This window comes from Xanthobacter tagetidis (assembly GCF_003667445.1).
GTDB lineage: Bacteria > Pseudomonadota > Alphaproteobacteria > Rhizobiales > Xanthobacteraceae > Xanthobacter > Xanthobacter tagetidis.
Map to the genome: position 1 here is coordinate 78618 of NZ_RCTF01000002.1, position 19469 is coordinate 98086.

The window sequence follows — 19469 nt, forward strand, 5'->3', positions numbered from 1 at the left end:
TGCACAGAGCCAAGTGATCCGGCTTTCTATCGACTGGATCAATGTGCGCCACAATTCCGTTTGTGGCAAACAATATTTTATAGCGCCTGGTTTGGCCCTGCGTCCGGCGCGGTTTATGCAGAACGAGCAAGAGCCCCGCATATGGCCTGCGCCGCCGCGCGACGGCCAAGCGCTGGCGGCGTTGACGTCGGCACGCAGCACGAGCGTTCGCGTTGAAAGTCAATCCGGCCCCTCTTGCCGCGGGCCGCATGAAGAATGTGCTTACCCTATGGGAATAGGATCAAAAATGGCCGTGGCTATTCACAGACGACACGGATAGCGTTCCGCTGGCCTTCTTCCTGGGCAGTGGGGCTATAGTGGGGCTATCATGGCTGGTCGATCGTTTTCCCGCGACGTGTCTCGCGCACGCGCGCTGGGGCTCTTTGCCATGGGGCTGGGCGCAAGCGGCTTCACCCAGGCGGCTTGGGCCGACCCCCTGCCCACCAGCTACCAGACGCTGAATTACGGGACCAACGGGACGTTTCTCACCGGCATCCGCGGCGACAACATCGTCGGCAACTACACCATTCCGGGCACCACCGAGACGGGCGGTCTCTACTACAACATGACGAGCCAGACGTGGTCGCCCATGCCGGTAGCCACGCCCAACGGCGCGAACTATCCCGGCGCCATCGGCTCGTCCCCCTACGGGCCGAGCTTCGGCAATCCGGGCGGCATTCTGCGCGTGGTGGGCAGCTACCAGACCGCGGAGTCGGCGCCCTATGATCGCAGCTATCTCTACGACGCCGCCGCAGCGCCGGGGCAGACGCTGACGCCCCTGGCCTATCCCGGCTCGGACACGCTCTACACCATCGCGCACAGCAATTTCGGCAACCAGGTGGTGGGCGATTACGACACCCGGCTCGCGACCGGCAATGCCTTCATCTACAACATCGATACCGGCACCTACACGACCAACAACGTGCCCGGCGCCGTCAGCACCACCGCCTATGGCATCTATGGCGACAAGATCGCCGGCGGCTACGGAAAGGTCGAGGTGGGCGGCGGCATCCATGCCGAGCACGGCTACATCTACGACCAGACCACCGGCACATTTACGAGCTATGATCATGTCGGCGCCGTCGCGACCCATTTCGAGGGCATCACCGGTGCCGGCCGGTCGGGCGAATACAATCTCGTCGCCAATTGGGTCACCGCGGACGGCGTGGTGCATCCCGCGGTTATGCATATCGACGCCCTCGGCGTCGTGACATGGTACGAGATCGACATTCCCGGCGCCGTGGTGTCGTCCAACTCGGCCTATGGCGACAACGTCATCGGCATCTATGTCTCGAACGAAGGCGGCGTTGTCAGCATCAACGGCTTCCTCGCCACCATTCCGGGCATTTACAACCCGATCCGCAACACCGCCACGTTGAACTTCGCCGACGAAAACGCCGCGGCTCTTTCGGGGCGCAAGGGCGACGACATCATCAACAGCGGAACCATCCATGCCACCGGCAATGGCGGCCTCGGCATGCGCGGCGAAACCTATGGCGTGCTGACCAACACCGGCACGATCACCGCCAGCGGCATCGCGGGGGCCGCGGTGGAACTGCATGGCATCTACGGCACGTTCCTGAATTACGGCACCCTGCAAACCACGGTCGAGGCCGATGCCCTGCGCACCGGCGTGGACAGCTACGGCTCGGTGATCGTGAACATGGGGGTCATCGATGGCCGGCTGGCGGCGACGGCCGGGCCGGACAAGCGGTTCGAAAACAGCGGCTGGCTCGGTGTGAGCGGCACCGGGCCGACGATCACCCACCTCATCAGCGGCACCTTCGTGCAGACCGGGGCGGGCACCTACGCCGCGCGCGTGATGGAGACCGGCAGCGATTTCCTGGAGGTGACCGGCACGATGCGCCTGGCCGGCACGCTCCAGGCGTCCTTCCCGACCACCAGCTTCGCCCCGACCACGACGCTGATCGTCGCGACGCAGGGCATCACCGGCACGTTCGACGACGTCGTCACGCCGGGCCTGCCGGCTCTGTTCGATGCGAGCGTGACCTACGCGCCGACAGCCGTGACGCTGAACGTCGCCGCCGACCTTGCCGGCATGGCCGGCAACACGCCGAACCAGCGCGCGGTCGGCGGCGCCATCGATCGCGTCATCAACACCACGACGAACGGCCTGTTGACGAGCCTTCCCGCGGCGCTCAGCCCGCTCTACGGCGTCTCCGCGGCCGAGCTGCCAGGCGCGCTCACGGCATTGTCGGGCGAAGCCTATGCCAGCACGCAAACCGTCCTGCTCGGCGACAGCCTCTACAGCCGCCAGGCGGTGATGGGCCGCTTGCGCCAGGGCACCTATGCCGGCGAGGCCGGCCCGACGTCCGCGCTCGGATTTGGCGGGCCGGCGCTCGCTTATGCCGCGCCGACCTCATCCGGCGGGCCGTTCCCGATCAAGGCGCAGCCTTCCGCCGAGCCCGCGTTCAACGGCACCGTCTGGGCGCAGGCATTTGGCGGCTGGAGCGCCTATGGCGGCGGGCGTGATGCCGCCGATGTCGATGCGAGCATCGGCGGCATCATCTCCGGTGCCGATGTTAAGGTCGCGAACTGGATCCTTGGCGCGGCGGTCGGCTACAGCCGCTCCAATGCCAAGATGGATGCGCTGGCGAGCAAGTCCGATGTCGACAGCCTGCTGTTGGCGCTCTACGCCGGCACCAGCTCCGGGCCGTGGAAGCTGCGCCTCGGCGCGAGCTTCGCCTTCAACCAGATCGACGCTTCGCGCATCATCGCCTATCCCGGCTATGTCGGGCAGGCGAACGCCGATTATGACGGCGGCACCGCTCAGGTGTTCGGCGAGCTGGGCTACGGCTTCGCGCTCCAGAAACTGGCGCTGGAGCCCTTTGCGGGCCTCGCTTATGTCCATCTCAATACCGACGGATTCACCGAGCTTGGCGCCGCAGCCGGCTTGACGGGCGCCTCGAACACGATGGGTGTCGGCTATTCCTCGATCGGCCTGCGCGCGGCGACCACGGTCGAGCTGCCGGGTGGCATGGCGCTGGAGCCCAACGCCTCGATCGCGTGGCAATACGCCTTCGGCGACATCACGCCCGACGCGCAACTGGCGTTTCTCAGCGTGCCGAGCGCCAATTTCACCGTAGCCGGCGTGCCGTTGGCACAGAACACCGCGCTGGTGAAAGTTGGCAGCGACCTGCGCGTCAGCGACCAGGTTCGTCTTGGCGTCGCCTATGTCGGCCAGTTCGCCGACCAGGTGACGGTCAATGCCGTGCAGGCCAATCTGGCCTGGCGCTTCTAGGCGGTTTCCCGCGGTTGACCGCGCCAGAACGGGCGTTCCCTTCACGGGCGGCTCACGCCGCTCCAAGAACCGGGACGACCCTCGGCGGAGCGCGATGTGGTAGGCCCGGCCGGACTCGAACCGACAACCAGACCGTTATGAGCGGTCAGCTCTAACCGTTGAGCTACGGGCCCCCGCCGCGCGGCGGCGCACGGTGCTTTCCTCTAGCAAGCGGCGGCGGGTGGAACAACCGCAGCGTTCCGGTCTGCCGGCGCCGGCTTTCGCCGGGCGGCGCGAGCGCCGTTCCGGCTGGGGCGGAGGGAATTCCGCGGCCGCACGGGAGGTTTTCCTTTGGGCGGTCGGCCGGCGCCACGGGAGCGCCCCAATGGCGCCGCCTTCGGGAGATGGTCTCATCGCGCACGATCCGGCTTGCCGGCTTCGATCCGGTCGCGGACGCCCCGTGACCCGAAGGAGCGGCGCGCCGGACAGGTCGATCACGCCTTTCGGGATCGCACCATGATATCGAATGGAGATTCGCTTATGCCCCTCGACAGGGTCCCGCATCTGCCCGCGCACCCGCTGCGCGCCATATCGGGGGCGCTCTGCGCGCTCGCGCTGCTCGCCGCCGCCCCGGTCGCGGCGCACGCCGCCACGCTGACGGTGGTGGGCGAGGGCAGCGCCACGGCGGAGCCGGACATGGCGCTCATCGCCACCGGCGTCGTCACCGCCGGCAAGACGGCGGGAGAGGCGGTTGCCGCCAATTCCAAGGCCGCCACCGCCGTCATCGCCGTCATCAAGGAGGCGGGGATCGCGCAGAAGGACATCGCCACCGCCAACTTCTCCATCTCGCCGCAATATGCGAGCGGCGCGCAGTCGGGTCCGCCGCGCGTCGTCGGCTTCGAGGCGCGCAACACCGTGCGGGTGAAGGTGCGCGACCTCGCCCAGCTCGGCGCGCTGCTGGACAAGATGGTCCAGTCGGGCGCCAACCAGGCCTCCGGCCTCACCTTCATGCTTTCCGAGCCGGACAAGATGGAGGAGGCCGCCCGGGAGGCCGCCGTCAAGGACGCCATGGCCCAGGCCAAGTCGATCGCCGCGGCGGCGGGCATGCGGGTCGCGCGGATCGCGAGCATCGACATGCGGGCGGACCATTCCGGCCCGGAGATGCCGGTGCCGATGATGATGAAGGCGGATGCCGCCCGCTCTGCCGTTCCCATCGAGGCCGGCGAGCTGGAGGTGCGCGCCCGCGCGACCCTGGTCTTCGAGATCGAGCCGCAGTGAGCCGGCGGCCGGTTCGGGTCGGAAGCTGTCACTTGCGCGCCCGGACAAAGTGGTAGAGCCATTGTCCAATCTCTTGCGCCCCCTGATTCGATATCGGATCAGGGGCATCCTCACGGGACATCGGCCATGGGGGCGGGCATCATCGAACGGAACGGGCGGCGCATCCAGTATGCCGCCTTGCCCTACCGGGTGCGCCGGGACGGCACCGTGGAAGTGCGCCTCATCACCTCCCGCGAGACGCGCCGCTGGGTGATCCCCAAGGGCTGGCCCATGAAGGGCCTGACGCCGGCCAAGACCGCCGCGCGCGAGACCTATGAGGAGGCCGGCCTGCTCGGCACGGTGTCGCGCGAGCCGCTCGGCCTCTACACCTACGACAAGCGCCTCGCCAACCGCACCGTGCCGTGCGACGTCATCGTCTTCCCCCTCAAGGTGAAGCGGCGGGCGCGCAACTGGCCGGAGCGCTCGCAGCGGTTCGGCTTCTGGTTTCCCATCGAGAGCGCGGCTGCGGCGGTGCAGGAGGACGAGCTGAAGGTGCTCATCCTCGCCTTCGGCGACCTGATGGCGCAGACATTCGCGGAAAAGCGCGGCGCCTCGGTCGCCGGGGAGGCAGAGGCGTCGGAGGTGGAAGCTGCGTCCCCACGCGCGCCCGTCGCGGCGATCCCCCTGGCCGAACGCGCCGGTAAGAAGGCCAAGTCCGGGGCCGGCAAGCCGGTGCGAGAGAAGGCGGCGAAGGCCAAGCCTGCCAAGGCGAAGCCCGTCGAGCCGGAGATGGCCAAGGCCGATGCCGGCGTAGCCAAGGCGCAGGCCGGCAAGGCGAAGAAATCGGCCAAAGCGGACAAGTTCGCCAAGCCGCCGGTGGAGCAGGTGGCCGGGCCGGCCGGCATGCCGCAGGCGAAGGCCGCGGCGGCCCGGCGTCCGGCCAAGGTGCCTGCGAAGACCGGCGGCAAGCCCGTGCCTGCCGCCAAGGTCGCGGGCGCGGCGAAGCGCGGGGCAAAGCGGGAAGCCGAGCGGAGCGAGAAGCCCGCGGCCGGCAGGGGCGCGGCTGCGGCTCATGCCGAACCGAGGCCCGTCAAGGCGGTCAGAGTCGCGAAGGCCAGGCCGGCCAAAGCCGCTGCGGCCAAGGCAAGCCCGAGCAAGCCAAGTGTGGGCAAGCCAAGTGTGGGCAAGGCCATTGCGCCGAAGGCCGCGAAGGTGGCCAAAGGGGTGAAGGTCGCAAAGGCGCCGGTCGCCAAGGCCGTTGGCAAGGCCTCGGCAGCAAAGGCCGCGGGGCTCAAGGCCATCGGGGCAAAGTCCGGCCCGGCCGCCGCCGGTGGCGGTTCCGAGAAGGTCGCCAAGGACAAGACTGCCAGGGAAAAGGCGGCCAAGGACAAGCCGCCGAAGGACAAGGCCCCCAAGCCGAAGGCAGCCAAGGACAAGGGGCCCAAGGAAAAGGCGGCCAAGGAAAAGGCGGCCAAGGAAAAGGCGGCCAAGGAAAAGGCGGCCAAGCCCGCGAAGGCGCCGGCGGCCAAGGGCTTGAAGAAGTCGGCTTCGCGCCCGAATGAACGCGGGTCCGGCAAGGTATCGCCCCTGCTGCACTGAAGCGGGCCGCGCGCCGTCGCCCCGCAGGCCGTGCGTGGGATAAGCCGGGCCGGGGGCGTCAGGCCGCGGGCGGCTCCACGGCGCGGCGGTAGAGGTGCCAGGTGGTGTGGCCGAGCACCGGCAGGACCACCAGAAGTCCGAGGAACAGCGGCACCACGCCCACCACCAGCATGCCGACGACGATGAGGCCGTAGAGGATCATGGGGCCGGGGCTCGCGAGCACCGCCTGCACGCTGGTGATCATGGCCGTCACCACGTCCACGTCGCGGTCCATCAGCAGAGGGAACGAGATCACCGTGATCGAGAACAGGCCCAGCGCCAGGGCCGCGCCGATCACGTGGCCGACGGCGAGGAAGCTCAGACCGTCCGCCGTGGTGAACAGCACCTGGGCGAAATCCTGCAGCGAGGCGAACGAGGCGAAGCCGAGGAACAAAGCGAGCAGAAGCCGCACCTGGTACATCCAGATGATGAAGGCGAAGATGGTGACGAACGCCATCCAGCCCAGTTCCCGCCGCCGCTGGTCGAGCGCGGTGCGCAGGACGCTCGAGAATGTGGGCTTGCGGCCGGCCTCGATCTCGCGGCTCACCTCGTAGAGGCCGGCGGCGACGAACGGGCCGATAAGGACGGAGCCAGCGGCCAGCGGATAGGCGAGATAGCCGACGTCCAGCGCGAATACGGTGGCGAGGATGAGCAGGCCGCCCAGCGCATAGATGCCGCCGAAGAACAGGCCGATCGCCGGAGCCTTGCGGAAGTCCGCGACGCCGGCCTCCAGCGCCCACGTCAGGTCGGCGAACGACACCGCCCTCACTTTGGGGAAGGCCGTGACGGCATTCCCGCTCTGCTTCACCACGTCCGCCATCTGCGGCCTCCCACGTGCGCCCTCCCCAGGGCTGCTTCGCATGCGGCACGCTGGCCGATGCGCATCTTTTATGAGGAGAGAGTGAGAGCGGTGCTCGCGGATGTAAAGCCCGTAGACTTCCTTAGCGTCTCAGCCAGTCAGCGCGTCGATGCGGGCCGTGGCCATGCGCATGCGTGCCGCCAGCAGCACGGCGAGATTGCGGATGACACGCCGGCCCGCGGCCGGATGGGTGCGCGAGAACTCCTCGAACGCATCCGCGCCCACCTCCAGGCACACCACCTCGGTCTCGCTCCAGATGTCGGCGTTGCGCGGCTGGTCGATGAGGGCAAGCTCGCCGAACGCCATGCCCGGAATCATGGTGGTGATGCGCACGCCGGTCATGGACCGGGCGCTCGCCATGCCCCGCAGCAGGAAGTAGACCTTGGGCGTCGGCTCCACCGCCGAGACGATGCGCACCCCGGCCTCGAACGCCACGCGGGTGCCGAGCTTCGCGAAGGCCGCGGCGTCCTCGTGCGACAGGCCCTCCAGCAGCGCCTGGCCGGAAAGGTCCGCTTCCTCGGCTCCACGCGCGAAGCCGCCGTGGCGGTAGACCACCTGGTCCTCCGCCCATTCGACGGCGGCGTCATAGGTCGGAAAGGCGCGCACCTTGATGCCCTCCTGGACGAGCTGGCGCACCCGCGGCCCCACCTGGGACAGGCCGTCCACGCCGGCCAGAACCACGGTGGTGGAGGGCGGGATCTGGCTCTCGATCATCTGCGTGAACAGGCGCATGCCCGCGTCCGTGATGGTCGCGACGCGGTGCAGGTTCAGGATCAGGAAGTCCGGCAGGTGGTCCGGGTCGGCGAGGCGGCGGGTGACGTAGTCCATGGTGGCGAAGGAGAGCTTGCCGGCCAGCTCCACCACCCGGATCGCGCCCGAACGGTCGTCGAGGATGCGCTGCTCGCCCGCGCGCCGGCCGGGCTTGGCGGGCACGGTGCGGAAGTCGTAGTCCGCCACCAGGCAGGCGCGCACGTCGTCCTGGCGCGAGAGCATGTGCAGGTCGAACGCCTCCGACATGGCCTCGCAGGTCTTGATGCCGCGCACGCTGTTGCCGTGCTGGTCGAGGCGCGGCGAGAAGGTCCCGAGCCCGAGCTGGGAGGGCAAAGCGGCGAGGATGCCGCCGCCGACCCCGCTCTTGGCGGGCACGCCGACGCGGTAGATCCATTCGCCGGCGAAGTCGTACATGCCGGACGAGCTCATCACCGCCAGCGTGCGCGCCACCGCATAGCTGGAGAACACGCGGATGCCGGTGAGCGGGTTGACGCCCTGATTGGCGAGGCTGGCGCCCATCACCGCGAGGTCGCGTGCGGTCACCAGCACCGAGCACTGGCGGAAATAGATGTCCAGCAGGCGGTCCACGTCGCCGGCGACGCCGCCATAGGTGCGCAGCAGATAGGCGATGGCGCGGTTGCGGTCGCCGGTCGTGCGCTCGGACTGGAACACCGCCTCGTCCACCACGAGGTCGCGCCCGGCGAGGCGGCTCAGCGTCGCCCGGATCAGCTCGAAGGTGCCGTCGCCCTCGGCGGTCGCGATCAGGCCGCAGCAGGCGATGGCGCCGGTGTTCACCATGGCGTTGAAGGGCCGGTTGTCGGGCCTGAGGCGGATGGAGTTGAACGCCTCGCCGCTCGGCTCGACGCCGATGGAGGCTTCCACCCGATCCGGCCCAAGGAGGTCGAGCGCCAGCGCGAACACGCCGGCCTTGGAGATCGACTGGATGGTGAAGGGGACGTCGGTGTCGCCCGCCTCATAGACGTGGCCGTCGATGGTCGCCACCGCGATGCCGAAATGATCCGGGTCGGCCTTGCCCAGTTCGGGAATATACTGCGCCACTTCTCCGGAGTGGTCGGCGGCGAAGTCGCGCTGGCAGCGGCGCAGATAGGCGAGAAGCGGAGTCTCGCGGGCAGGCGGGGCGGACGGTGCGGGGGCGGTGGCATCCGGCTTCGGCAAGGACGGGCTCCGGCGATCGGGGGCACGAAGGCCGAGCCTATAGTGATTTGGCGCGCGGTGGATACGGTGCCGGCCGTCAGGCGATCAGCAGTTCCCGTTCCGGCGCCCGCAGGACGCGCGGCGCATGGCGCAGGAAGGCGTCGGCGAGCGGGGAGGCGGGGTCGCGGTCGGAGGTCACGAGGCCCACGGGCTGGGTGCGCACCGGGTCCACCAGCGCGAGCACGTGGAGGCGGTCCTGCGCGCTCAGGGCCTGGACATGGCTCGCCGGCAGGATGCCGCCCCAGGGGCCGGAGCGGATCACGGTCCACACGCCTTCGAAGGAATTCACCTCGATGCGCGGCTCGCAGGCGATGCCGGCCTCGGCGAAGATCTGGTCGACGATGCGCCGGTGCTGCATGTCGCGCGTCAGCAGGCACAGCGGGCGCCGCGCCGCCTCGGACCAGGTGAGGTGATCGCGGCCCTCGAACCACGGGGTGCAGGTGACGAAGACGTAGCTCTCCTCGTAGAGCGGGCGGGTGCGCACCCGCGCCAGCGGCTCGGCGTGCAGGTAGGTGACGCCGGCCTCGATCTCCATCTCGTCGAGCGAGCGCTGGATGGCGGCCGAGGGCATGGACTGCACCTGCACCCGCACCTTCGGGTGGCGCTCGCAGAAGGCGTTCACCAGCGTCGGCAGCGAGGGGAGGGCGCCGGGAATGGCGCCGATCCGCAGCACCCCCGACAGGCCGCCGCCGGGATCGGCCAGTTCCTGGCGCAGGCCGTCGAAGTCCGCCACCATCCGCTGGGCCCAGACCAGTGCCCGCTCGCCGTCCAGGGTGAGCCCCTGATAGCGGTGGCTGCGGACCACCAGCGCGCGGCCCAGTTCCTCCTCCAGCTTGCGGATGCCGGTGGACAGCGCCGGCTGCGACACATGGCAGGTGCGCGCGGCGCGGCCGAAGTGCCGCTCGCGGGCGACGGCGACGAGATATTCGAGCTGGCGGATCAGCATGGCGACCTCCTGATGGGAGGTACGTTATTTTAGTTCGGGAATAACGACAAGGGGCGCCCCTCTTTGCTAGAGTGCTTCAAAAGCGGGGCGGCGGTCCGCCCGCTATAGGCGAGCACCGTTTATGGCATCCTTGAGCGTGCGCATCGACCTGGGCCCCGAGCTCAGGATCGGCCCCGGCAAGATCGAGCTGCTGGAGAAGATTGCGGCGTTCGGCTCCATCTCGGCGGCCGGGCGGGCCATGGACATGTCCTACCGCCGCGCCTGGGAGCTGGTGGAGGAGCTGAACGGCACCTTCGAGAGCCCGGTGGTCTCCGCCCAGACCGGCGGCAAGCGCGGCGGCGGGGCAGTGCTGACGCCGTTCGGCTTGTCTCTGGTGGCGCGCTACCGTGCCATCGAGAGCGCGGCGACCCAGGCGGCGGCGGCGCATCTCGACGCGCTGCAAGGCGAGCTGGCGGCCAAGACCGCTGCAGAATAGTCGGTTGGATATAGCGATTTCTGCCGGAAATCGTCCAAATCTGCAGAATTGAACCTATACTGTCTTGACAGGCGTGGGGGTCTCGGGTGCATCGTTATGTTCATATGAACATCACGTAAGGCTTCGCCGTGGTCGCCTCTCCGGTCCTCTCCCCGGTCCTTTTGGGCCATTTCGCCGCGCGGGCCGGAATCTTGCCCTCGTCGCGCAAGGCGCTCGACCTCGCCGATGGCGCGCCGCGCCGGGAGCGGCTGTGGGAGCTGTCCTCCAACCTCCACTGCTCGGTGATCGGCACCTGCCTGTCCACGGCGGACCTGCGCCAGTTCTTCACCAAGCTGAAGGACCCGCTGGCGCGGACCGCCTCGGAGCACGAGATCCACTCGCTCGCCGTCGCCGGGGCAGGCCGGCGCGACCTGCCGGGCAAGCTGCTGCAGAAGCTGCTCGACAAGAAGCACGAGGCCCAGCTGCGCCGCTTCTCCAGGGCCGCGAGCCTCGAAGAGGTGCGCGCGCTGTGGCGCGACAGCCTGGAGAAGGGCGAGGTGCCGGGCGCCTACTGGGCGACGCTGACCCATCCCTTGACCGACCAGGCGCTGGCGCGCGAGGCGTTCTGCGAGGTGCACATGCTCTCGCACCTGATGGGCCAGTCCAACCGCGCCGACATCAAGCGCCTGCGGACGCTGGAGGCCGAACTCGGCGCCCGCGACGAGAAGATCGCGCGCCAGGAGCAGCGCCTGTCGCAGATGGCCGCTTCCCAGGCGGCGCTGGCACGCGAGGCGGCGCAGCTCAAGGCGGACCTGCGGCACGCCCTTGAGCAGGGCACCGGCGTTGCCGCGCCGGTGGCGGACGGCGAGGCGGTCGCGGCGCTGCGGCGCAGGCTGGGCGACGAGCAGGCCCGCTCCGCGGCCCTGGCCGAGCGGCTCGCGGCGCGCGATGCCGCACTTTCCGAGAATGCCCGGCGCATCGCCGCCTTGGAGCGGGAGGCGCAGGAGCTATGCCGCGAGGTGGAGGCGCTGGAAGGCACGCTGGCCTGCGCCGCCGAGCCCGCCGCCGCCGAGCCGGAGGCGCCGCGCGGGCTCGCCGGCCTGCGCTTCCTCTATGTGGGCGGGAGGCCCAAGCAGCTCGACCAGCTGCGCGCCTTCGCCGACAAGGCCGGCGGCGTGCTGCTCACCCATGACGGCGGCATGGAGGAGACGGTCACGCTCCTGCCCGGCCTCGTCAGCCAGGCCGACATCGCCTTCTTCCCGGTGGACTGCGTCAGCCACCTCGCCTCCTCGCAGGTCAAGCGCCTGTGCCGGGATGCGGGCAAGCCGTTCATTCCGCTGCGGACCTCCGGCCTGGCGAGCTTCGCCGCCGCGCTCGATGCCCTGGCCGCACAGAGCGCGGAGGCGGCCCAGTGAGCGCGCCCGCCGCTCCCCCCACCCGCGCCCCGGTGTTCCGTGGCGGCGGGCCGGCCGCGCCGCTGTTCGACGCGGAAAGCGACGTCGCCGCTTTGGTCTACACGCCCGACGAGGCGCCCGACGCGATCCTCACCGCCTTCGCCCGCGACCTCGGCGCACGCGGCTTCGATGCGGTGGGCGTGATCCAGGGCCGCAAGACCGCCCGGGGCCGGCCCTGCGGCCTCACGCTCATCCCCGAGGGCCGCGAGCTGTCCGTGACCGACTGCGGCGCGCGCCATGCGCCCGACTGGCGCGACACGCTGGGCCGGATCGAGGGATCGCTGCTGGAAGCGGCGCACCGCCGTCCCGATCTCCTCATCCTCAACCGCTTCGGCGCGGCCGAGCGGGCGGGCGGCGGCCTGATCGCGGTGATCTGCGCCGCGGTGGAGCGGGATGTGCCGGTGCTGCTGCCGGTGCCCGCCGCCTTGTTCCCGGACTGGCTGCGCTTCACCGAGGGCCTGTGCGTGCGGCTCGCTTGCTCGCGCGCGAGCCTCGAGGGCTGGTGGAGCAGCCTGCGCCCGCCGGCCACCCGCGCCCCCGCCCGCCGCTTCTGCGAGAGCGGGAAATAGCGTTCAGGCTGCCTCCAGGGTGATGAGCAGGCCCACATGGTCGGAGATCCGCCGGCCCGTCGCAGCCACGTTCGGAAGCGGGACCACGCTGCGGCAGCGCAGGCACGCGCGCTGCGACACCGTGGCCCTCCGCAGGGGAAATCTGGACGCGGGCGGCAAAATCGCTAAGTTCCCGCGGCCCGGGGGTCGCCACCCGCGGGCGCGCCAGACCGTGCCGATCGAGCCGTGCCGATCGAAACCGTGCGAAGCCGAGTGCGGCTTGCCGCACGCTCGCCTCCGGTCCGCGCCGCCACCGCCGAAGGACGCCGAGCCCGTGAACCACAGCCAAACCCAGATGCCGCAGCTCTCGCTGGCCAAGGACAAGATCAAGGTCCTGCTGCTGGAGGGCGTGAACGACAGCGCCGTCGAGCTGATGCGCGCCGCGGGCTACACCAACCTCACGCGCCTTCCCAAGGCGCTCGACGGCGACGCGCTCAGGGAGGCCATCAAGGGCGTCCACATCCTCGGCATCCGCTCGCGCACCCAGATCACGGCACCGGTGCTGGAGGCGGCCGACCGGCTGATCGCCATCGGCTGCTTCAGCGTCGGCACCAACCAGGTGGACATCGACGCCACGCGCGCCCACGGCATCCCGGTGTTCAACGCGCCTTTCTCCAACACCCGCAGCGTGGCGGAACTGGTGATCGGCGAGATCGTCATGCTGCTGCGCCGCATCCCCGAGCGTTCGCGCGCGGCGCACGAGGGCCGGTGGGACAAGTCGGCCACCAACAGCCTGGAGGTGCGCGGCAAGACGCTCGGCATCGTCGGCTACGGCAATATCGGCTCGCAGCTCTCGAACCTCGCCGAGGCGATGGGCATGCGGGTGATCTTCCACGACCTCACCGACAAGCTGCGCCACGGCAACACCGAGCCGGTCAACAGCCTGCGCGACCTGCTCGCGCAGGCCGACGTGGTCAGCCTGCACGTGCCGGAGACGCCCGGCACCCACGGCATGATCGGCCGCGCCGAGATCGCCGCCATGAAGAAGGGCGCCTATTTCATCAACAACAGCCGCGGCACGGTGGTGGACCTCGAAGCCCTCGCCGAGGCGCTGCGCGAGGGCCGGCTGCGCGGCGCGGCGGTGGACGTGTTTCCGGTGGAGCCGAGCGCCAATGGCGAGCGCTTCGTCACCCCGCTCCAGGGCCTCGACAACGTCATCCTCACCCCGCACATCGGCGGCTCCACCGAGGAGGCGCAGGAGCGCATCGGCGCCGAGGTGGCACGCAAGCTGGTGGACTATTCCGACAGCGGCACCACGGTGGGCGCGGTGAACTTCCCGCAGGTGCAGTTGCCGGCGCGCCCGCTGGGCACGCGCTTCATCCAGGTGCAGCGCAACCTGCCGGGCATGCTCGGCCGCCTCAACGAGGTGCTGGCGCGCCACCACGTCAACATCGCCGCGCAGTATTACGAGACCGCCGCCGACATCGGCTACGTGGTGCTCGACGCCGATGCCTCGGCCGCCGACAGCCAGCGCGTACTGGAGGACATCCGTGCGCTGGAAGGCACCATCCGCGCGCGCCTGCTCTACGAATACAAGATCTGAACGACAAGAATCGGCGCGGGCGGACGCCGCGCGTCCGCACCGACGCTCGCAAAGGGAGACGAGAAGGATGCCGAGCCCTCACGCCGAGAGCTATGCCGACATCCGCGCGGCCGTGCGCCGGCTGTGCGCCGACTTCCCGGGGCCCTACTGGCGCGCGCTCGACCGGGAGATGGCCTACCCCTCCGCCTTCGTCGAGGCGCTCACCCGCTCGGGCTTCCTTGCCGCCCTGATCCCGGAAGCCTATGGCGGCGCCGGCCTGCCGCTCTCCGCCGCGGCGGCGATCCTGGAGGAGATCCAGCGCGCGGGCTGCAACGGCGGCGCCTGCCATGCCCAGATGTACACCATGGGCACGGTGCTGCGGCATGGCAGCGAGGCGCAGAAGGAGCGCTGGCTGCCGGAGATCGCCGCGGGGACGATCCGCCTCCAGGCGTTCGGCGTCACCGAGCCCACCTCCGGCACCGACACCACCGCGCTGAAGACCACCGCCCGGCGGGAGGGCGACCATTATGTGGTGAACGGCCAGAAGATCTGGACCAGCCGGGCCGAGCATTCCGATCTGATGCTGCTCCTCGCCCGCACCACGCCGCGCGATCAGGTGGCGAAGAAGACGGAGGGCCTCTCCGTGTTCCTGCTCGACATGCGCGCGGCGCGGCAGGAGGGCCTCTCCATCCGCCCCATCCGCACCATGATGAACCACGCCACCACCGAGGTGTTCTTCGACAATGTGAAGGTCCCGGCGGAGAACCTCGTGGGCGAGGAGGGCAAGGGCTTCCGCTACATCCTCTCGGGCATGAATGCCGAGCGCATCCTGATCGCCGCCGAGTGCATCGGCGATGCCAAGTGGTTCCTGGAGAAGGCCGCCGCCTATGCCCGCGAGCGGGTGCTGTTCGGCCGGCCGATCGGCCAGAACCAGGGCGTCCAGTTCCCGCTGGCGAAGGCCTATGCGGAGATGCGCGCGGCCGAGCTGATGGTGAACGAGGCGGCGCGCCTCTACGAGGCCGGGCTCGATTGCGGCGCCGAGGCGAACATGGCCAAGATGCTGGCGGCGGATGCCTCCTGGGCCGCGGCCAATGCCTGCGTCCAGACCCATGGCGGGTTCGGCTTCGCGGAGGAGTACGACGTCGAGCGCAAGTTCCGCGAGACGCGGCTCTACCAGGTGGCGCCCATCTCCACCAACATGATCCTGTCCTATCTGGCCGAGCATGTGCTCGGCCTGCCCCGGTCCTATTGAGGAGGCGCCGCAATGGCCGAACTCGACATCGCCCATCTGCGCACCTGGATCGGCCGGGAGGAGCGCGTCAGCGACCTCGTCACCGCGCGCGGCGTGCGCGAGATGCGCGCGACGCTGGACATGGCGCCGGGAGAGCCCCTGCCGGGCGACGCGGCGCCTCTCGCCGCGCAATGGTGCCTCGCGCCGCCGGCCGTGCCCAATTCCGGCCTCGGCCCGGACGGCCACCCGGCGCGCGGCGGCTTCCTGCCGCCGGTGCCGCTGCCGCGCCGCATGTGGGCCGGCGGCGAACTCGCCTTCCATGATGCGCTGCGGGTCGGCGACACTGTTGAACGCCGCTCCACCATCGAGGACGTGGCGGTGAAGGAGGGGCGCACCGGCACGCTGTGCTTCGTCACCGTGAAGCATCTCTATGCCACCGGGCGCGGCCTCGCGGTCGAAGAGCGGCAGGACGTGGTCTATCGTGGCGCCGATGCGCCGTCCGGCGGGGCCGGCGCCGGCACGGTGCGCACGGCGGAGCACAGCGAGACCATCGTGCCGACACCGACCCTGCTGTTCCGCTATTCCGCCATCACCTTCAACGGCCACCGCATCCATTACGACCGCGACTATTGCGTGCGCGAGGAGGGCTATCCCGGCCTCATCGTCCACGGGCCGCTGCAGGCGACGCTGCTTGTCGGCTTCGCCGCGCGCCTGCTGGGCCGGCGCCCGGCGCGCTTCTCGTTCCGTTCGGTGCGGCCGATCTTCGACGGGCCGCCGATGACGCTGAACGCCGCGGCGGGGGGCGACGGCCTGGAACTGTGGACCGCCGACCACGAGGGCCGGCCCGCCATGCTGGCCGAGGCGAACTGACGGGACAATTGAGGCTGGCCCCGTGATCGCCGTGCGTGGACCGGGAGCCGCCGAGAACCCTCTCCCGCTTGCGGGGGAGGGCAGGGAGGGGGAACGCGGAGCCCTCGCCATCCGCCCTGCGCTAAAGAAGAGGGCTGCCCCTCACCAATTCCACCCCGCAAGCGGGAGAGGGAGCTTGGTCTGCTCTCAATTTCACCGCTCCACGACCTGCGCGGCTTTCTGTTGCGTTGCAGCACGGGATGCTCTAGCAACCGACCCCTCTTTCCCGCCCCCGCATGATGCAAGGAGGTCCCGTGACCGCCTGCGGCCTCGATTTCGGCACCTCCAACACCACGCTCGGCTTCGTCGGTGGCAATGGCCCGCGCCTCGCGCCGCTGGAGGACGGGGCCGACACGCTGCCGAGCGCCATCTTCTTTCCGCGCACCGGTGCGCCGCTGGTGGGGCGTGCCGCCATGGCCGCCTATGTGGGCGGCGAGCAGGGCCGGCTGATGCGGGCGCTGAAATCCGTGCTCGGCACCGCGCTGATCGACGAGACCACGCCGGTGGGCCGCCAGCGGCTCGGCTTCAAGGCGGTGATCGCGGAATTCCTCGCCACCGTGAAGGCGCGCGGCGCCGAGGCCGCCGGGTGCGCGCTCGACAAGGTGGTGCTCGGCCGGCCGGTGCATTTCGTCGACGGCGATGCGGCCGGCGACGCGCGGGCCGAGCGCGTCCTGGGCGAGATCGCCCGCGACATCGGCTTTGCCGACCTGTCGTTCCAGTTCGAGCCGATCGCCGCCAGCCTCGACTATGAGCGGCAGGTCTCTGGGGAGGAACTGGCGCTGATCGCCGACATCGGCGGCGGCACCTCGGATTTCTCCATCGTGCGCATCGCGCGCGGACACCAGGACCGGGCCGACCGGGCGTCCGACATCCTGGCCAATGAGGGCGTGCGGGTCGGCGGCACGGATTTCGACCGGCAGCTCTCGCTGGCGATGGTGATGCCGCTGCTCGGCCACGGCACCCCGCTGAAGCGCCGGGGCCTCTCCATGCCGGTCGGCCTCTACCAGGACCTGGCCACCTGGTCCGCCATCAACCGGCTCTATGACGGCAAGACCGCCCGCACCATCCGCGAGCTGGAGCGCGAGGCGGCGCAGCCCGACCTCGTCGGGCGCCTCGCGCGGGCGGTGGAGGACGAGCGCGGCCACGCTCTGGCGCTCGATGTGGAGGCGGCGAAGATCCGGGTGGCCGAGGCGGGGGCGACACGGCTCGACCTCGCGGTTCTGGAGGCCGGCCTTTCGGTCGGCATCGACCACGGCGACCTCGTGCGCCACACCGGCCTCCTGGCGGAGCGCATCGCCGCGCGCATCGGCGCCTGCCTCAAGGCGGCGGGCCTTCAGGCGGAGGCTATCGACGCGCTGTTCCTCACCGGCGGCTCCACCCGGCTCGCCCATGTGCGCGCCGCCATCTGCGCCTGCGCCCCTCAGGCGCGGGTGATCGAGGGCGATACGTTCGGCTCTGTCGGCACGGGGCTCGCCATCGAGGCGCAGCGGCGCTACGGGTGAACGGGACGAAACTTGGCAGGATCAGGCATGACCAGCGGCGACGAAGATTACGTCTATGACGAGGCCACCGGCGAGTGGCTCAGCCCCGGCGAGGCCGCCCAGAAGGCGGGACCGGCAGGCGTCGAGGTGCGCGATTCGGTCGGCAATCTGCTGGCCGACGGCGACAGCGTCGCCCTCATCAAGGACCTCACGGTGAAGGGCGCCAACCAGACCCTGAAGCGCGGGACGGTCATCAAGGCGATCCGCCTGACCGGCGACGCGCAGGAGATCGACTGCCGCCATCCCGGCATCAAGGGGCTGGTGCTGCGCGCGGAATTCGTGCGCAAGGTGTGAGGCGGCAGGCCGCCGGAACGGGGGCGATGGGCATGGGCAAGCGTCTCGTCTGGATCGCCCGCTGGGTCGCGTCGCTCGTCGTGGTGGCGCTCGCGACCGTGTTCGTGGTGCGGGCGGTGGATTCCCAGCGCGGCGCCCCGCTCGAACTCTGGCACACATTGGAGCCGAAGGAGCTCAGCCGCGCCGAACTCGACCGCGCGAGCTTCGCCGACTATCTCGCCGCGGAGGACCGCCTGTTCGCGCAGGTGCGGAAGGAGGTCACCGACAAGCTGCCGCCCCGCGCCCGCGTGCCCTATGACCGCTATTATGCGCTCAGCCCGATCTTCCCGGCGCGCTTCGCCCAGGACTTCAACCGCTCGTTCGTGATCGAGCCGGAAGGGCCGGCGCGGGGCGTCGCAGTGCTGCTGCATGGGCTGACCGATTCCCCCTACAGCCTGCGCCATGTGGCGCGGCGCTATGCGGCGCTGGGCTTTCTCGCCATCTTCATCCGCCTGCCGGGCCATGGCCTGGTGCCGGGCGCGCTGATGGGCGTCGACCATGACGACTGGCGCGCCGCGACCCGGCTCGCCGTGCGCGAGGCCAAGCGCCGGGTGCCGGACGGCCCGTTCCACCTTGTCGGCTATTCCAACGGCGGCGCGCTGGCGCTGATGCATGCGCTCGACGCGCTGGACGACCCGGCGCTGGGCCGCCCGGATAAGATCGTCCTCGTCTCGCCCATGGTGGGAGTGACGGCGTTCGCCCGCTTTGCCGGCGTCGCCGGCTGGCCCGCGATCTTCCCGGCGTTTGCCAAGGCGGCGTGGCTGTCCATCATCCCCGAGTTCAACCCCTTCAAGTACAACTCGTTTCCGGTGCACGCCGCGCGTCAGTCCTGGCTTTTGACGCAGGCGCTCAACGAGAATATGCGCCGGCATCTGAAGGAGGGTGTGCTGGCGGGCCTTCCCCCCGTTCTGACCTTCCAGTCGGTCCTCGACCACACGGTGAGCACGCGCGCGGTTATCGAGCAGCTGCACAGGCGCCTGCCGGACAATGGCAGCGAGCTGGTGCTGTTCGACATCAACCGCGACACCGCCTTCGAGCAGCTTCTCACCGTGCGGGCGGATACCGCGCTCGACCGCCTGCTGCCGCCGGCGCCGCGCCCGTTCCGCGTCGCGGTGGTGGCGAACGCCGCGGCCGACAGCGCGCAGGCGGAAGTGCGCGAGACGCCGGCCCACGCCACGGAGGAGGTGCGGCGCACGCTCGGCGCCGCCTATCCGCGCGACGTCTATTCGCTCTCCCACGTGGCGGTGCCGTTCCCGCTCAGCGACGGGCTCTACGGCCTTGAGCCGGACCCCAAGGACGCGTTCGGCATCAGCCTCGGCAACATCGCCGCGCGGGGCGAATACGGGGCGCTGGTGGTGAACGTGGACATGCTGGTGCGCATGTCGTCGAACCCGTTCTTCCCCTATCTCCTGGAGCGGGTCGAGGCGGGCATCGCGCCCGCCCGCTGACGG

General features: G+C 70.0%; 15 protein-coding genes and 1 tRNA gene. 12 read left to right on the top strand and 4 right to left on the bottom strand.

The annotated features are described in order from the left end of the window. Nucleotides 1-427 precede the first annotated feature (427 nt). Nucleotides 428-3301 (top strand): autotransporter outer membrane beta-barrel domain-containing protein, encoded by a 2874-nt coding sequence (locus D9R14_RS03225; RefSeq protein WP_245420528.1) that lies wholly within the window; start codon nucleotides 428-430, stop codon nucleotides 3299-3301. Between the two features lie 97 nt (nucleotides 3302-3398). Here the strand turns inward: D9R14_RS03225 and D9R14_RS03230 are convergent. Further along, nucleotides 3399-3474: transfer RNA gene (locus D9R14_RS03230), tRNA-Ile, on the bottom strand. Between the two features lie 346 nt (nucleotides 3475-3820). On the opposite strand from D9R14_RS03230, the gene D9R14_RS03235 reads away from it, so the two are divergent. Together D9R14_RS03235 and D9R14_RS23535 are read left to right on the top strand one after the other, a co-directional pair. Beyond that, the gene (locus tag D9R14_RS03235) at nucleotides 3821-4558 is read left to right on the top strand and encodes an SIMPL domain-containing protein (RefSeq protein WP_121621878.1); all 738 of its coding nucleotides are present in this window, start codon (nucleotides 3821-3823) and stop codon (nucleotides 4556-4558) included. 126 nt (nucleotides 4559-4684) lie between these two features. After that, the gene (locus D9R14_RS23535) at nucleotides 4685-6136 is read left to right on the top strand and encodes an NUDIX domain-containing protein (RefSeq protein WP_210210802.1); all 1452 of its coding nucleotides are present in this window, start codon (nucleotides 4685-4687) and stop codon (nucleotides 6134-6136) included. Between the two features lie 58 nt (nucleotides 6137-6194). Here D9R14_RS23535 and D9R14_RS03245 read toward each other — a convergent pair whose 3' ends face one another. The 3 genes from D9R14_RS03245 to D9R14_RS03255 form a co-directional block, all read right to left on the bottom strand. Continuing rightward, nucleotides 6195-6995 (bottom strand): DUF2189 domain-containing protein, encoded by an 801-nt coding sequence (locus tag D9R14_RS03245; RefSeq protein WP_121621879.1) that lies wholly within the window; start codon nucleotides 6993-6995, stop codon nucleotides 6195-6197. Nucleotides 6996-7124: 129 nt separating this feature from the next. Continuing rightward, complete coding sequence (glsA, locus tag D9R14_RS03250) at nucleotides 7125-8981, bottom strand: glutaminase A (RefSeq protein ID WP_170168470.1); 1857 nt, start codon at nucleotides 8979-8981, stop codon at nucleotides 7125-7127. 76 nt (nucleotides 8982-9057) lie between these two features. Further along, on the bottom strand, nucleotides 9058-9966 hold the full coding sequence (locus tag D9R14_RS03255) for a LysR family transcriptional regulator (protein ID WP_121621880.1): 909 nt from the start codon (nucleotides 9964-9966) through the stop codon (nucleotides 9058-9060). Between the two features lie 121 nt (nucleotides 9967-10087). On the opposite strand from D9R14_RS03255, the gene D9R14_RS03260 reads away from it, so the two are divergent. The 9 genes from D9R14_RS03260 to D9R14_RS03300 all read left to right on the top strand — a co-directional run bounded on the left by D9R14_RS03260 (nucleotide 10088) and on the right by D9R14_RS03300 (nucleotide 19466). Continuing rightward, entirely contained in the window at nucleotides 10088-10441 is a 354-nt protein-coding gene (locus D9R14_RS03260; RefSeq protein WP_121621881.1) for a winged helix-turn-helix domain-containing protein, read from the top strand. 191 nt (nucleotides 10442-10632) lie between these two features. After that, on the top strand, nucleotides 10633-11835 hold the full coding sequence (locus D9R14_RS03265; protein WP_147452936.1) for a DUF2325 domain-containing protein: 1203 nt from the start codon (nucleotides 10633-10635) through the stop codon (nucleotides 11833-11835). Further along, on the top strand, nucleotides 11832-12443 hold the full coding sequence (locus D9R14_RS03270; protein WP_210210803.1) for a DUF2478 domain-containing protein: 612 nt from the start codon (nucleotides 11832-11834) through the stop codon (nucleotides 12441-12443). Before D9R14_RS03265 ends, D9R14_RS03270 begins: the two co-directional genes overlap by 4 nt. 334 nt (nucleotides 12444-12777) lie before the next feature. Continuing rightward, a complete protein-coding gene (gene serA, locus D9R14_RS03275) occupies nucleotides 12778-14025 on the top strand; it encodes a phosphoglycerate dehydrogenase (protein ID WP_121621883.1) in 1248 nt (415 codons plus the stop codon). Between the two features lie 67 nt (nucleotides 14026-14092). After that, the gene (locus D9R14_RS03280) at nucleotides 14093-15256 is read left to right on the top strand and encodes an acyl-CoA dehydrogenase family protein (protein WP_121621884.1); all 1164 of its coding nucleotides are present in this window, start codon (nucleotides 14093-14095) and stop codon (nucleotides 15254-15256) included. A 12-nt stretch (nucleotides 15257-15268) separates the two neighbouring features. After that, nucleotides 15269-16105 carry an HTD2 family dehydratase gene (locus D9R14_RS03285; RefSeq protein WP_121621885.1) on the top strand — a complete coding sequence of 279 codons (837 nt, stop codon included), beginning with the start codon at nucleotides 15269-15271 and terminating at the stop codon, nucleotides 16103-16105. Between the two features lie 293 nt (nucleotides 16106-16398). Then, nucleotides 16399-17646 (top strand): Hsp70 family protein, encoded by a 1248-nt coding sequence (locus D9R14_RS03290; protein ID WP_121621886.1) that lies wholly within the window; start codon nucleotides 16399-16401, stop codon nucleotides 17644-17646. 27 nt (nucleotides 17647-17673) lie between these two features. After that, nucleotides 17674-17979: an alkylphosphonate utilization protein gene (locus D9R14_RS03295; protein ID WP_121621887.1), complete on the top strand. Its 306-nt coding sequence runs from the start codon at nucleotides 17674-17676 to the stop codon at nucleotides 17977-17979. A 32-nt stretch (nucleotides 17980-18011) separates the two neighbouring features. Beyond that, a complete protein-coding gene (locus D9R14_RS03300; protein ID WP_121622097.1) occupies nucleotides 18012-19466 on the top strand; it encodes an alpha/beta hydrolase in 1455 nt (484 codons plus the stop codon). Nucleotides 19467-19469 lie beyond the last annotated feature (3 nt).

Excerpts from the sequence above, each read along its gene's own strand:
- D9R14_RS03280 (WP_121621884.1), top strand. The coding sequence starts at position 14,093 with ATGCCGAGCCCTCACGCCGAGAGCTATGCCGACATCCGCGCGGCCGTG.
- serA (WP_121621883.1), top strand. The coding sequence starts at position 12,778 with ATGCCGCAGCTCTCGCTGGCCAAGGACAAGATCAAGGTCCTGCTGCTG.
- D9R14_RS03235 (WP_121621878.1), top strand. The coding sequence starts at position 3,821 with ATGCCCCTCGACAGGGTCCCGCATCTGCCCGCGCACCCGCTGCGCGCC.
- D9R14_RS03300 (WP_121622097.1), top strand. The coding sequence starts at position 18,012 with ATGGGCAAGCGTCTCGTCTGGATCGCCCGCTGGGTCGCGTCGCTCGTC.
- D9R14_RS23535 (WP_210210802.1), top strand. The coding sequence starts at position 4,685 with ATGGGGGCGGGCATCATCGAACGGAACGGGCGGCGCATCCAGTATGCC.
- D9R14_RS03295 (WP_121621887.1), top strand. The coding sequence starts at position 17,674 with ATGACCAGCGGCGACGAAGATTACGTCTATGACGAGGCCACCGGCGAG.
- D9R14_RS03245 (WP_121621879.1), bottom strand. The coding sequence starts at position 6,995 with ATGGCGGACGTGGTGAAGCAGAGCGGGAATGCCGTCACGGCCTTCCCC.
- D9R14_RS03255 (WP_121621880.1), bottom strand. The coding sequence starts at position 9,966 with ATGCTGATCCGCCAGCTCGAATATCTCGTCGCCGTCGCCCGCGAGCGG.
- D9R14_RS03285 (WP_121621885.1), top strand. The coding sequence starts at position 15,269 with ATGGCCGAACTCGACATCGCCCATCTGCGCACCTGGATCGGCCGGGAG.
- D9R14_RS03225 (WP_245420528.1), top strand. The coding sequence starts at position 428 with ATGGGGCTGGGCGCAAGCGGCTTCACCCAGGCGGCTTGGGCCGACCCC.
- D9R14_RS03260 (WP_121621881.1), top strand. The coding sequence starts at position 10,088 with ATGGCATCCTTGAGCGTGCGCATCGACCTGGGCCCCGAGCTCAGGATC.